11 protein-coding genes and 1 tRNA gene are annotated in these 12,998 nt (G+C 61.9%); 3 read left to right on the top strand and 9 right to left on the bottom strand.

What is annotated here, in order from left to right:
• Positions 1 to 138: 138 nt before the first annotated feature.
• The 8 genes from V0R59_RS31530 to V0R59_RS31495 form a co-directional block, all read right to left on the bottom strand.
• Complete coding sequence (locus tag V0R59_RS31530) at positions 139 to 846, bottom strand: hypothetical protein (RefSeq protein WP_330078372.1); 708 nt, start codon at positions 844 to 846, stop codon at positions 139 to 141.
• 142 nt (positions 847 to 988) lie between these two features.
• The gene (locus V0R59_RS31525) at positions 989 to 2,812 is read right to left on the bottom strand and encodes a tyrosine-type recombinase/integrase (protein WP_330078371.1); all 1,824 of its coding nucleotides are present in this window, start codon (positions 2,810 to 2,812) and stop codon (positions 989 to 991) included.
• Between the two features lie 221 nt (positions 2,813 to 3,033).
• Positions 3,034 to 3,109, bottom strand: a tRNA-Gly gene (locus V0R59_RS31520).
• 64 nt (positions 3,110 to 3,173) lie between these two features.
• Complete coding sequence (pgsA, locus tag V0R59_RS31515) at positions 3,174 to 3,734, bottom strand: CDP-diacylglycerol--glycerol-3-phosphate 3-phosphatidyltransferase (RefSeq protein ID WP_330078370.1); 561 nt, start codon at positions 3,732 to 3,734, stop codon at positions 3,174 to 3,176.
• Between the two features lie 32 nt (positions 3,735 to 3,766).
• Positions 3,767 to 5,590, bottom strand: a complete 1,824-nt coding sequence (uvrC, locus tag V0R59_RS31510) for an excinuclease ABC subunit UvrC (RefSeq protein WP_330078369.1) — start codon at positions 5,588 to 5,590, stop codon at positions 3,767 to 3,769.
• Positions 5,591 to 5,592: 2 nt separating this feature from the next.
• On the bottom strand, positions 5,593 to 6,234 hold the full coding sequence (gacA, locus tag V0R59_RS31505) for a response regulator transcription factor GacA (protein WP_042125913.1): 642 nt from the start codon (positions 6,232 to 6,234) through the stop codon (positions 5,593 to 5,595).
• Between the two features lie 134 nt (positions 6,235 to 6,368).
• Entirely contained in the window at positions 6,369 to 6,722 is a 354-nt protein-coding gene (locus V0R59_RS31500) for a helix-turn-helix domain-containing protein (RefSeq protein WP_330078368.1), read from the bottom strand.
• Between the two features lie 135 nt (positions 6,723 to 6,857).
• Positions 6,858 to 7,289 (bottom strand): GNAT family N-acetyltransferase, encoded by a 432-nt coding sequence (locus V0R59_RS31495; protein WP_330078367.1) that lies wholly within the window; start codon positions 7,287 to 7,289, stop codon positions 6,858 to 6,860.
• Positions 7,290 to 7,511: 222 nt separating this feature from the next.
• On the opposite strand from V0R59_RS31495, the gene V0R59_RS31490 reads away from it, so the two are divergent.
• On the top strand, positions 7,512 to 9,125 hold the full coding sequence (locus V0R59_RS31490; protein ID WP_375547429.1) for an inorganic phosphate transporter: 1,614 nt from the start codon (positions 7,512 to 7,514) through the stop codon (positions 9,123 to 9,125).
• A gap of 1 nt (position 9,126) precedes the next feature.
• On the opposite strand, the gene V0R59_RS31485 is transcribed toward V0R59_RS31490, so the two are convergent.
• A complete protein-coding gene (locus V0R59_RS31485; protein ID WP_330078365.1) occupies positions 9,127 to 10,197 on the bottom strand; it encodes a sigma-54 interaction domain-containing protein in 1,071 nt (356 codons plus the stop codon).
• Positions 10,198 to 10,474: 277 nt separating this feature from the next.
• Between V0R59_RS31485 and V0R59_RS31480 the strand changes: the two genes are divergently transcribed.
• Positions 10,475 to 11,698, top strand: coding sequence for a lipase family protein (locus tag V0R59_RS31480; RefSeq protein ID WP_330078364.1), 1,224 nt, complete (start codon positions 10,475 to 10,477; stop codon positions 11,696 to 11,698).
• Between the two features lie 12 nt (positions 11,699 to 11,710).
• Entirely contained in the window at positions 11,711 to 12,898 is a 1,188-nt protein-coding gene (locus tag V0R59_RS31475) for an LLM class flavin-dependent oxidoreductase (RefSeq protein ID WP_330078363.1), read from the top strand.
• Positions 12,899 to 12,998: the final 100 nt, after the last annotated feature.

The raw sequence follows: 12,998 nt of genomic DNA, 5'->3' as shown, positions 1-12,998 counted from the left end.
ATCTGGGCATCGGCGAAGGTCATCTGCTTCATCAGGCGTCTCTGCGGTTGAGATCAGGCATTCTGCCAAAGCTGGAAGCCCTCTTCAGAGTTTCCCTAAAGCGCGATATTCGATGGTTACGGAAAACTTAGAAAATCATCACAGCCTTAGGCCAAAACCCCAAGGGAACGTACCAATCTGTGAAACCTGTGACACAGCGGCCCAATTTATTTTCACTTGATCGGGAGAGCTTAAGAGTACGCCTTCGTCTCTATCCCAGCTAAAATCAACTTCCAAGAGTGGCCCAGGAATTTGCGGATTTAGCGCACCAAAAGCAATGTAGTGAAAAGCCCCTGGCGGCCCTTCGCTTCCACTTATGAGTAGCTCACTATGCCGAAGCGACTCATTGAATTCCAATGAAAGATGATCCACCTGAACATCAGATAAAACCATCTCTCCTAGTGGCGGGCAATCAAAGTGCATTGCGGGAAATTCGAAGGTCGTCGCCTCATCTGTGAGTGCAACAGCGAGCGTTAATAGCGAATTGCTTTCACTGAATGTGAGAGATACTAGAGAGTCGGAAAATCTGTACCCCCACCAATTTTCGTCAATTCTATTTGGAGAGCCTAGCTGCTGCTTGACCCATTCCGCCGGGGCTCCTAGTTCGATGCCCGTAAAGATGTTTACAGGCGTTTTTCGAGCCTGTAACAAAACGGTCGGCCGCGTTATTCTAGACCTTAAGCTTCTAATACCCTGCCACCCCATTGCGAGCCACAGCAATAAAGCGCTACCGATAAATCCGCCGACGGCATTAGTCGCGATATCGCTCAAATGCAGAAATTCCGCCAACTCAGTGAATGTATTCATGGTCTAAATTTAAATCCATTTAAGGCTTTAGTGGTAGCGCTCACTGCTTCCCCCCAGGACCGCCAGAAGGGCGATTTTTGCCGATTGCTGCCCATTGTGAAAGGGAGCGTCAGATCGATAGATGCCGTTCGCGAAAAAATTACTATTGCGGGGATGTTCGTCTCGAGCGCGTGGAAATCAATACACTCAATAGCTCATCAAAGTTCTCAAGCTTAACGGCATTGCAAGGAGCACTTCCACACAATTTTTCATGGGGCTCGCTCAGCATACGGTAGACGTCCCAAGGACCTATCGCGGGCAGCGCTTGGAAAATCGCAAGCACTAATTTGTGCTTTACCGGATCAAGCTGCCAATCGGGAATCCGCTGACCACGATACCCCAGACTGAGCGAAAGCAGCCTACGCGCCTTGATATCACGGTTGATCTGATCACGAGATTTGCCTGCCAGCCGAGCAAATGCAGGGAGTAGAAGATTGCTTGGCGCTTCATAAATCGCAAGCATCTTCTCACGCTCTTTTTGAATATCGGAGACTCCAGCACCACCTGCGTCAGCGGACGACTCAGCAGCCTGCGACTTATAAGATTTTGCAACACACTCGGTCGCTTGCGGTTCGGGCTGTGAAAGTACGCTGTACAGAGGAGCCTGGACTCGCATAGCATCAGCCCGCGTCGGGAGGGAAGCCGTACCCTCCAAACGAATCGTGAGAGGTGCGGAGGCTGCCTGCGCATGGCCCTGCGCCCAAAGATCCAGACGATTTGCCCAATCTTGCATCATTGACCTGCGCTGCTCGACATATGCGGCATGATTATACGATGCACTGACCTTATCGGGATCAGCATGTGAAAGCTGTGCGTCGATCCAAACTTTCGGGTAGCCAATCTCGTTGAGGGCTGTCGAGATAGTGGCACGCATGCCGTGCCCGGTAAGCCGGTCAGCAAAGCCCATGCGCCGCAACGCACTGTTCAAGGTGTTTTCGCTAATTCGCTTGCTCAAATCACTCCGATGAGCCAGCAGATAGCTCTGCGCGGGGACCATACGATCGAGCAGCTGCCTCACTACTTGGATCGCCTGGACCGACAGCGGAACAATGTAAGGCGGCACCTTGGAGGCATGGTTGCGACTCTTCCGCAGCTTGAGCTGCAGCTGCTTCACCACCTCAGGCGGGATAATCCACAACCGGCGCTCTAGATCGAACTGGTGTGGCGTGGCTAAACGCAGCTCGCCTGTACGCACACCGGTAAGTAGCAATAGCCAGATTCCCAACAGGGTTTGCTGTCCCCCATGATAACCGCGCAGTTTGCTCAAAAGCTGAGGCAGCTCCTCCATACGCAGGAAGGGGTTATGCGCCACCGGAGGCTTTGGCATTGCCACCACGTCCAGATCGGCCGCAGGATTGTGCTCAAGTCCGCCCATCCGTATCAGCGCATAGCGGAAAAGTTGATTGAGCCAGGTTCGACACTTCTCCGCCGTGGTAAACGCACCGCGAGACTCAATACGATCCAATACCTCTATTAGCACTTGACGGCTAATGTCGTAGATCGAGCGCTCACCGATGAAGGGCAAAATTTCCTTGGCGAAAATGCGCAGGATTTGCGACAGCGTGCTCTGTCGCCCTTCGTTGAGGCTCAGGCGACGAAAGGCGACCCACTGATTGAATACAGTCTCGAAAGCATGATCACTGGAGAGGCGGACTGCCTGACGTTGTCGCTTGCGCTGCTCACACGGATTAGTACCTTGAGCAATAAGTGCTCTTGCTTCATCTCGCCGTGTACGCGCATCGCGAAGGCCAACCTGTGGGTAGCTGCCAAATGACATGCGTTTCTGCCGGCCAGCCCAGTAGTAGCGAAAATGCCAGATCTTTCCGCCCTTGGCCGTGACATTGAGGAACAAACCGTCGCTGTCTGCGAGCGTGTAGTCCTTGCCAGTGACTCGGGCGTGCCGAATCGCCATCTCCGAGAGTGCCATGGTGACCTCCTGAACCTGTCAGAGGCCAAATGCTCGTCTCGTGCTCCACCTAGCTCTACCGGAAAAGCGAATTGGGTAATTTCCGATTCTGGACTCAATTCTGGACTTAAAATATCCGGATATTGCCGGCTTTCGGTGGTTCCCGCTGGAACGAAAAAAGGGCCATAAGGCCCTTTTTTCAACGACTTACAGATTTCCATGGAATTCTGTAGATCTATATTTGGAGCGGGAAACGAGACTCGAACTCGCGACCCCGACCTTGGCAAGGTCGTGCTCTACCAACTGAGCTATTCCCGCGTCGTCTTGATGGTGGGCATTGTATAGAGTTGAAATAATTCGTCAACCCCTTGATTCAAAAAACTTATTTTTGTTCCGTGCCTTCGCGCAGGTGCGGCCAGGCGGCGCGCAGGTACTGCACCATGGACCACAGGGTCAGGCCGGCGGCGATCATCAGCAAGGCGTAGCCAATCACCACCCAGGTGCTCAGGGTGGCCGGGTTGGCCAGCAGGATCACCAGCGCCAGCATCTGCGCGGCGGTCTTCCACTTGCCCAGGTTCGACACTGCGACATGCGCCCTCGCACCCAGCTCGGCCATCCACTCGCGCAGCGCCGAGACGACGATCTCGCGACCGATGATCACCGCCGCCGGCAGGGTCAGCCACAGGTTGGCGTGCACCTGCACCAGGAGGACCAGGGCCACCGCGACCATCAGCTTGTCGGCCACCGGGTCGAGGAAGGCGCCGAACGGCGTGCTCTGCTGCAGGCGACGGGCCAGGTAGCCGTCAAGCCAGTCAGTGGCGGCGGCGATGGCGAAGACGCTGCTGGCGGCTACGTAGCTCCAGTGATACGGCACGTAGAACAGCAGAATGAAGATCGGGATGAGCAGTACGCGAAGAACGGTAAGCAGGTTCGGGATATTCATCGGGACAACTGGCTGCGAGGTGAGCGGGCATTCTACTCGCTATGCAGGCTGTCATAAATCGACTCGGCGAGCTTTTTACTGATTCCCGGCGCCTTGGCGATTTCTTCCGCACTGGCGCGGGACAATTCCTGCAAGCCGCCGAAATGTTTCAGCAGGTCGCGCCGGCGCTTCGGCCCGACCCCGGCGACATCCTCCAGGCTCGACGTGCGCCGCGCCTTGCCGCGCCGGGCACGGTGGCCAGTGATGGCAAAACGGTGGGCTTCGTCGCGGATCTGCTGGATCAGGTGCAGCGCCGGGGAATCGCCTTTCAAGGTGAACTCGTTGTGCACGTCGTTCAGGTAGAGGGTCTCGAAACCGGCCTTGCGGGTCACGCCCTTGGCCACGCCGAGCAGGGTCAGGTCGGGCACCTGCAGGGCCTGCATCACTTCCCGGGCCATGTTCAGCTGACCCTTGCCACCGTCCACCAGCAGCACGTCGGGAAGCTTGCCCTCGCCGTCCTTGATCCGCCCGTAGCGGCGGGTCAGGGCCTGCTGCATGGCGGCATAGTCGTCGCCGGCGGTGACGCCTTCGATGTTGAAGCGGCGATAGTCGGATTTCAGCGGCCCTTCCGGGCCGAACACCACGCAGGAGGCGACGGTGGCCTCGCCGCTGGAATGGCTGATGTCGTAGCACTCCAGGCGCTGCGGCACTTCCGGCAGGCCGAGCACTTCAGCCAGGGCCTCGAAGCGCTGGGCCATGTGCTGACGGTTGGCGAGGCGGGCCATCAGGGCCTGCTCGGCGTTGGTCACCGCCAGTTGCTGCCAGCGGGCGCGAGTGCCGCGGACCCGGTGGCTGATGCTCAGCTCGCGGCCGCGCAAGGTCTCCACCGCGTCACGCAGGGCGTCGAAATCCTCGTGCACGACGTTGACGATCAGTTCCGCCGGCAGCTCGCGCTCGGCATTGCCCAGGTAGTACTGGGCAAGGAAGGCCGACATGACCTCGGCTACCTCCTCCTCGATACCCACTTGGGGAAAGAAGTTCTTGCTGCCCAGCACCCGCCCGCCGCGCACGCTGATCAGGTGCACGCAGGCGCCACCCGGGTTGACGAAAGCCGCCACCACGTCGACGTCACCGCTGCCGCCTTCCATGCTCTGCTGGTCCTGGACCCGACGCAGCAAGGCGATCTGGTCGCGCAGTTCGGCGGCCTTCTCGAACTCCAGGGACATGGCGGCCTTTTCCATGTCGGCATTCAGTTCGTTGGTCAGCTGGTGGCTGCGACCTTCGAGGAACATCACCGAGTGACGCACGTCCTCTGCATACTCGCCCGGCTCCACCAGGCCGACGCACGGCCCCTTGCAGCGCTTGATCTGGTACTGCAGACACGGGCGCGTGCGGTTGGCGTAGTAGCTGTCCTCACACTGGCGCACATGGAAAGCCTTCTGCAGCAGGCTCAGGCTCTCGCGGATCGCCCCGGCGCTCGGGTACGGACCGAAGTACTTGCCCTTCTGTTTCTTCGCGCCCCGGTGGATGCCCAACCGTGGGAACTCACCGTCGGACAGAAACACGTAGGGATAGGATTTGTCGTCACGCAGCAGGATGTTGTACGGCGGGCGCCATTCCTTGATCAGCGTCTGCTCAAGCAGCAGTGCCTCGGTCTCGCTGGCGACGATGGTGGTCTCGACCTGGGCGATATGCCCGACCAGCGCGGCAGTCTTCGGCGCGAGGCCAGTCTTGCGGAAGTAGCTGGACAGGCGCTTCTTGAGGTTCTTGGCCTTGCCCACGTAAAGCAGGCGACCGCCTGCATCGAACATCCGGTAGACACCCGGACGGCCGCTGCAGGTCGCGAGGAAAGCACTGGGATCGAACGCGGGGGTCATGATCAGAGGTTGGCGTCAACCATACCGTGGCGGACTGCCAGCAAGGTGAGTTCCACATCGCTGGTGACCGAAAGTTTCTCGAAGATGCGGTAACGGTACGTGTTCACGGTTTTCGGCGACAAGCACAGTTTGTCGGAAATGATCTGCACCTTCTGGCAACCGACGATCATCAGGGCAATCTGGATTTCCCGTTCCGACAGGCTGTCGAACGGCGAGGCGTTCTTCGGTTCGAAGGATTTAAGCGCCAGCTGCTGGGCGATCTGCGGGCTGATGTAGCGCTGCCCGGCGAAGACCAGGCGGATCGCCTGGACCATTTCGTCGAGGCCCGCGCCCTTGGTCAGGTAACCGGCGGCACCGGCCTGCAGCAGGCGGGTGGGAAACGGATCCTCTTCGCAGACGGTCACCGCCACCACCTTGATGTCGGGGTGACTGCGCAGCAGCTTGCGGGTGGCTTCCAGGCCGCCGATACCGGGCATTTTCACGTCCATCAGGACCACGTCCGGCTTCAGCTCGCGGGTGACCTTGAGGGCCGCCTCACCGGAGTCGGCCTCGCCCACCACCTGCAGACCGTCGATGTCGGCCAGCATGCGGGTTATACCGGTACGTACCAGATCGTGATCATCGACCACCAGAACCCTAATCAAGCAGACACCTCGCCTTACGGTCTGAATTGGATCCGGCCACCTTATCAAAAAATTGCGTGGTGGACCTAACAGAATGCGTCACGAATATGACGTCAGATTTCATTTTTTCGACATTCCTGTTGCGCTTTATCGGATCAGGCCAACGCCACTTTGCCTACAGCCATAGTGGAATTACCCGCCAAGCTCTCCAAGAGATGTCTTACAGCGTGTTGATCGGCCGGTTGCAGCCGCCGGTAGCAGTCGAGCAGGTGGTTCTCCCCCGGCCGCAGATCGTCCAGCATCGCCGGGGTCGGCACCCCGCTCAGCACATAGAGCGCATCGACGCCGCTGGCCGCCACCGCCGCCAGGTAGTCGGCACGCGGCGTACGCTCGCCGCTTTCATACTTGCCCTGGGCATTGGGCTCGACCCCGCCAATATCGCCGAATGCCCGCTGAGTCAGGCCGAGGCGTTCGCGTTCTTCCCTGAGACGTAGTCCGATACCCTTCATTTGAATACAGATCCCTTTGCAAAATACCCATTGGAGGGTAGGAAAACCCGGCACATCCGCTGCGCCGTCAACAACTCCGCACTATGCCTGCGATGCGAATTAGTGCACAAGACGCCCTACGCCTTTCGAAGGGGGTCAACGGACCGTTCGCTGCATGCGGATGAAGCATTCTTCCTCGCCGACTTCCTCGAATCCTTCACGCCGATACAGCTGGCGTGCCGGATTGGACTTGAACACCGTGAGTCGCAGCAGCGGCAAGCGGCGCTGCCCCGCCCACGTGTTCAATTCATGCAACACCCAGGTGCCGATCCCTCGATTGCGCGCCTCGTCGGATATATGCAATTCGCGGATATACAACGCACGACTGTCCTGGCTCAGGCTGCAGAAGCCTGCGCGCTTTTCGTCGTCCATCACCCGCCACTGCTCGCGCCAGCCCCAGGCCTGGTCGAAGGCTTCGTCCAGCCACGGCAGATCGTATTGGCAGTAGTAGCGCAGCATGCCGCGGCGGGTCAGTTCGCGGGCGAAGGGCAGGTCCTGCTCGGTGGCGGCGACGAGGTGCAGATTCATGGTTGCACCCGCTCGACATGACAGACCGGCACCCGCCGCCCATCACCGCTTGACGGCACCTCGCAAACGCGCTCGCGACGAATCATTCCAGCCCCTCCATAAGTCTCGTGAATAGAGCTTACCACCCGTATTCATTGACTGGCGTCATGGTCGACCGCGCCTATCCTAGTACGCTGCACTGGTACAGGCAGGAGCCTGAAAATGTCACCCCCGGACCCTTTCATGACTACCCAGACCAGCGCCGTCCCCTCTTCGGACGCGCTTGCAACACCCGCCTCCGGCTCCCGCGCGAGCCGTACCCCCACCGTGATCTTCTGCAGCCTGCTGATCGGCGCCCTGCTCTACACCGCCTGGAGCGTGATCAGCGATATCCACGCCAGCGGCACGGTGATCACCACCTGGACCCCATTCCTGCTGCTCGGACTGGCCTTGCTGATCGCCCTCGGCTTCGAGTTCGTCAACGGCTTCCACGACACCGCCAATGCGGTGGCCACGGTGATCTACACCCACTCCCTGCCGGCACGCTTCGCGGTGGTCTGGTCGGGGTTGTGGAATTTTCTTGGCGTACTGTTCTCCAGCGGTGCCGTGGCCTTCGGCATCATCGCCCTGCTGCCGGTGGAACTGATCCTCCAGGTCGGCTCCTCGGCCGGTTTCGCCATGGTCTTCGCCCTGCTGCTGGCGGCGATCATCTGGAACCTCGGTACCTGGTGGCTGGGCCTGCCCGCCTCGTCCTCGCACACCCTGATCGGCTCGATCATCGGCGTCGGCGTAGCCAATGCCCTGATGCACGGGCGCGACGGTACCTCCGGGGTGGATTGGGCCCAGGCCAGCAAGGTCGGCTACGCCCTGCTGTTCTCGCCGCTGCTCGGCTTCGCCTGTGCCGCCCTGCTGCTGCTCGGCCTGCGCAAGCTGGTGAAGAACCGCGCGCTGTACCAGGCGCCCGAGGGCAACCAGCCGCCGCCGTGGTGGATTCGCGGATTGCTGATCGTCACCTGCACCGGGGTGTCGTTCGCCCACGGTTCCAACGATGGGCAGAAAGGCATGGGCCTGATCATGCTGATCCTGGTGGGCACCCTGCCCATGGCCTACGCGCTGAACCGCAGCGTACCCGCGGACCACGCACAGCAGTTCGCCATCGTTGCCGAAGACACCCGCCAGGCGCTTTCCGCCTACACCACCCAACCGCTGTTGCAGGCCCAGCCGCGCGAGGTGCTGACCACCTTCATCCGCGACCCGGAAAACAATCCGCTGCTGATTCCGGCCCTCGCGGAACTGGCCGGCACCATCGGCCGGCAGGTCGGCGGCTACGGCTCGCTGGCGGCGATTCCCGCGGAAGCGGTAGGCAACGTGCGCAACGACATGTACCTGACCAGCGAGGCGATCCGCCTGATGGACAAGCACAAGCTGCTCGATGTCGATGGCGATACCCGGCGCACGGTGCAGGCGTTCAAGCAGGAAATCGACGATGCCACGCGCTTCATCCCGGTCTGGGTCAAGGTCGCCGTGGCCCTGGCCCTCGGCCTGGGCACCATGGTCGGCTGGAAGCGCATCGTCGTGACCGTCGGCGAGAAGATCGGCAAGACCCACCTGACCTACGCCCAGGGCGCCTCCGCCGAACTGGTGGCGATGTGCACCATCGGCGCGGCGGACCACTTCGGCCTGCCGGTGTCGACCACCCACGTGCTGTCTTCGGGGGTGGCCGGGACCATGGTGGCCAATGGCTCGGGCCTGCAGGGCCGGACCATCCGCAACCTGGCGCTGGCCTGGGTGCTGACCCTGCCGGTGTCGATCCTGCTGGCGGGCGGGCTCTACTGGTTCCTGACGCTCTTCATCTAGATCAAGCGCTGTTGCTGCTGCGCAACTCGCCGATCTTCTCCAGCCGGGCACGCACGATGTTGCGGCTGATGTTCAGCAGGCGCCCGGTCTGCAACTGGTTGCCGTGGCAGAAGCGGTAGGCGGTACGGAACACGGTTTCCTCGATGTGCTCGTAGAGGTCGGGGATGCTCTGCTCGAACAGCGCGGTCAGCGCCGCCTCCAGGTCCGGCGGCGCCGCCGGCAGGCGCGGCGCGGCGAACACCGGTTCGTCCTGGCGCACACCGGACGGACGCATGTCCACCAGGTGCAGGTCGCCCGGCTGCACCAACTGCTGCCGGCACACCAGCAAGGCATGGTGGATGGCGTTTTCCAGCTCGCGGATGTTGCCTGGCCAGCTGTGCGCCAGCAGCTTGCGCTCGCTTTCCAGGCTCAGGCTGGCGCGGTTGTAGCCCAGGCGCTGGCAATGCTCTTCGAGGAAGAACTCGGCCAGCGGCAGGATATCCCCGGGCCGCTCGCGCAGCGGCGGCAGGCGGATGGTGGCCACGTGCAGGCGATAGAACAGGTCCTCGCGGAAATTCCCCGCCACAACGGCATCGGCCAGGTTGACGTTGGTCGCCGCCACCAGGCGCACGTTGATCGGGATCGGCGTGCGCGAGCCGAGACGCACCACTTCGCGCTCCTGCAGCACCCGCAGCAGCTTGACCTGCATGTTCAGCGGCAGGTCGCCGATCTCGTCGAGGAACAGCGTGCCGCCATTGGCCGCCTCGAACCAGCCGGCCTTGGCGTTGGTGGCACCGGTGAAGGCGCCCTTCTCGTGGCCGAACAGCTCGCTCTCCACCAGGGTCTCGGCGAAGGCGCCGCAGTTCACCGCGACGAAGGGTTCGCGGCCACGACGGCTCAGTTGATGGATATGCCGTGCCACCAGCTCCTTGCCGGTACCGGTCTCGCCGATGATCAGCGTGTTGGCTTCACTGGGCGCCAGGCGCTCGATGCGGCTGAGCAGTTCCTGGGAACGCGGGTCCTTGAACACCAGGACGGTGGCACGAACCGATTTGGTCAGCTCGCGAGCGTGGGGATGGGTAATCAGCGACATGAGGGCATTCCTGGCAAGGGTGGCGCGCCTTCATAGTGCACGAAACAAATTAGAACAAATAATTATTAATTTGCATTTGTATATTCCAAAAAAGAAAGTGCTGCTCCAGCAGCAACCTGGCAACAAACACTGCGTGGCCATCAGCATGGCTGCGCCGGGGGCAGGCGCACTGATTCTGGCGTAAGCCATGCAGGACAAGGGCTGTAGCGCTTTTCCGCACATCTGGCATGGCTTTCGCTCAAGGGCTTCCGACTGTCGTTTCGCTCAAGGACCCTTCATGAAACTGCCTCGCTCCCTCGCCGTCGGCCTCAGCCTGCTGACCCTGTCCATCTCCGCCCTCGCAGCTGAAACCTACGCACCAAAACCCCAGCCGCTGCAAGGCGACGGTCGGGTATCGGCCTTCTACACCTGGGACAGGGCGATCCCGGCCACCCCGGGCAAGCTGCTGCGCAGCGAACCCCTGGAACAGACCCTGAGCCTGCCCGGCGCCGCCTCGCAGGTACGCATCCTCTACAGCTCCACCGACGGCATCGACGGCAAGACGCCGATAGCGGTGTCCGGCGCGCTGTTCATTCCCCAGGGCACGGCACCGCAAGGCGGCTGGCCGGTGGTCACCTGGGGCCACGGCACCGTGGGCGTGGCGGATGTCTGCGCGCCGTCCTGGGCCGGACGCTCCTACCGCGACGTGCAATACCTGGCGCGCTGGCTGAACGAGGGCTACGCCATCGTCGCCACCGACTACCAGGGCCTCGGCACCCCCGGCGGCCATCCGCTGCTGAACAACCGCATGGCCGCCTACGGCATCCTCGACGCCGCCCGGGCGGTGATCGGCGGCGTGCCCGGCCTGGCCAACAAGGTCCTGGTGCTCGGCCAGTCGCAAGGTGGCGCGGGCGCCTTTGCCTCGGCCGCCTACGCGCCGACCTACGCCCCGGACCTGGGCCTGAAAGGCAGCGTCGGCACCGGGGTGATCTACACCGTCGGCAGCAAGAACGTCGGCGAGCAGGACCCGGACAAGGTCGATGCCTCCCTCGCCTATGGCTTCTACACCCTGCTCGCGGCGCAGCAGTACAACCCGCAGATCGATCCGCGCGACTACTACACCGACAAGGCCCTGCCGCTGTTCGAGCAGGCCCGTACCAGTTGCCTGGCGGCGCTGACCGCCGACGTCATCGGCACCGGCCTGACCCCGGCCAATACCCGCAAGGCCAATGACGGCGAGCAGCTCAAGGCCTGGCAGGCCCAGGTCAGCTACCCGACGCTGAAGCTGGCGCAGCCGATCTTCATCGGCACCGGCGCGGAGGACAAGACCCCCGCCGCCTCGACCCAGGTCGCCCTGATGCAGGACGCCTGCAAGGCCGGCTCCGTAGTGGAAGGCCACCTGTACAAGGGCCTCGGCCACAGCGAGACGGTCAACGCCTCGCTCAAGGACTCCCTGCCCTTCGCCCGCAAGGTCTTCAGCGACCAGGCGGTCGCGCCGATCTGCAACCCCACCGTGCAATAAGGACCTCGCCCCATGAGCATCGAATTCTTCACCCGCCTGCCGCTGCACGGCGAAACCCAGTTCCTCCCGGGCGATCCGCGCAACCGCGGCGACTGGCACCCCGGCGGGGACAGCACCGGTGCGGTGTCCAGCTTCCGTGTCGGCGACCACTTCACCTACATCGACTACCTCGGGCAGATCGCCAGGGCTGCGGAAATCAACGGCTTCGGCGGCGTGCTGATGGTCAACGCGCCCTATGGCGAGGAACCGTGGACCGTGTGCTCGCTGCTGGCCCGGGAAACCCGCACCCTCAACTACGTGGCGGCGTTCCAGCCCTATCACTACACACCGTGGGTTGCCGTGCAGCAGGCCGCGACCTACCAGCGCGCCACCGGCAACCGGCTGATCTGGAACATCATCAACGGCGGCTCGGACGCAGTGCAGCGCCAGGTCGGCGATTTCTTCGAGCACGACGAGCGTTATGAACGCGCCACCGAGTTCATGGACGTGGTGCGCGGCTACTGGGGCTCGGAGAACTTCCACTATGACGGCCGTTTCTTCAAGGCCGAGGGTGGCGGTCTGCGCGGACCGCAGAAGAAGGCCGAGCTGCCGCTGATCTGCACCGCCGGCTCGTCGATCCCGGCCCGGGAGTTCGCCGCCAAGCATGCCGACTTCTACCTGATGCGCGCCGAGCATCCGGACAGGATCCGCGAGCTGATCGCCGATATCCGCGAGCGGGCGTTGAAGCATGGCCGCAGCGAGGTGATTCGCTTCGGCCTGTCCATCGACGTGATCACCCGCGAGACCGAGGAGCTGGCGCTGGCCGAGGCCAAGCGCTTCTTCGACGAAGGCGTGGCGAAGAACACCATCAAGGCCGCTGCGGCCCATGCCGGGCTGCGCACCGCGCGCAAGCTGAGCTACGAGAAGGAGTACGGCAGTCGCGAAGAGAGCAAGCGCTTCGATGAGTTCTTCATCTACCCGAATGTCTGGGCCGGGTTCGGCTATATCGGCATTCCGCCCGGGCTGGCGCTGGTGGGAAGCTACGAGAACGTGGTTGCGCGGATCCGTGAGTACAACGAACTGGGGATCGATGTGTTCTTCCTGGCGGGGTATCCGCATCTGGAAGAGGCGTATCGGCTTGGGGAGCATATCCTTCCGCATTTTCGCGGGGAACGGGAGAAGCTTGGGCGCAAGACGACTGAACTGAAAGCTGCCGTTTAGCTTCGGCCGATCACGGCGCCCTGTGGGAGCGGGGTCACCCGCGATTGCGATAGTGAAATCACCGACGCCATCGCGGGGGTAACCCCGCCCCCACCGTAAG

It is taken from the genome of Pseudomonas ulcerans (assembly GCF_036324125.1).
Lineage (GTDB): Bacteria > Pseudomonadota > Gammaproteobacteria > Pseudomonadales > Pseudomonadaceae > Aquipseudomonas > Aquipseudomonas ulcerans.
Note: the sequence above shows the minus strand (reverse complement) of the source record. Positions and strands in the feature narration are given on the sequence as shown.

Bases quoted from the DNA above. Each gene is read 5' to 3' on its own strand.
- uvrC (WP_330078369.1), bottom strand. From the start codon at position 5,590: ATGACCCCCGCGTTCGATCCCAGTGCTTTCCTCGCGACCTGCAGCGGC.
- pgsA (WP_330078370.1), bottom strand. From the start codon at position 3,734: ATGAATATCCCGAACCTGCTTACCGTTCTTCGCGTACTGCTCATCCCG.
- V0R59_RS31530 (WP_330078372.1), bottom strand. From the start codon at position 846: ATGAATACATTCACTGAGTTGGCGGAATTTCTGCATTTGAGCGATATC.
- V0R59_RS31485 (WP_330078365.1), bottom strand. From the start codon at position 10,197: ATGTCGCTGATTACCCATCCCCACGCTCGCGAGCTGACCAAATCGGTT.
- V0R59_RS31475 (WP_330078363.1), top strand. From the start codon at position 11,711: ATGAGCATCGAATTCTTCACCCGCCTGCCGCTGCACGGCGAAACCCAG.
- V0R59_RS31490 (WP_375547429.1), top strand. From the start codon at position 7,512: ATGACTACCCAGACCAGCGCCGTCCCCTCTTCGGACGCGCTTGCAACA.
- V0R59_RS31480 (WP_330078364.1), top strand. From the start codon at position 10,475: ATGAAACTGCCTCGCTCCCTCGCCGTCGGCCTCAGCCTGCTGACCCTG.
- V0R59_RS31495 (WP_330078367.1), bottom strand. From the start codon at position 7,289: ATGAATCTGCACCTCGTCGCCGCCACCGAGCAGGACCTGCCCTTCGCC.
- V0R59_RS31500 (WP_330078368.1), bottom strand. From the start codon at position 6,722: ATGAAGGGTATCGGACTACGTCTCAGGGAAGAACGCGAACGCCTCGGC.
- V0R59_RS31525 (WP_330078371.1), bottom strand. From the start codon at position 2,812: ATGGCACTCTCGGAGATGGCGATTCGGCACGCCCGAGTCACTGGCAAG.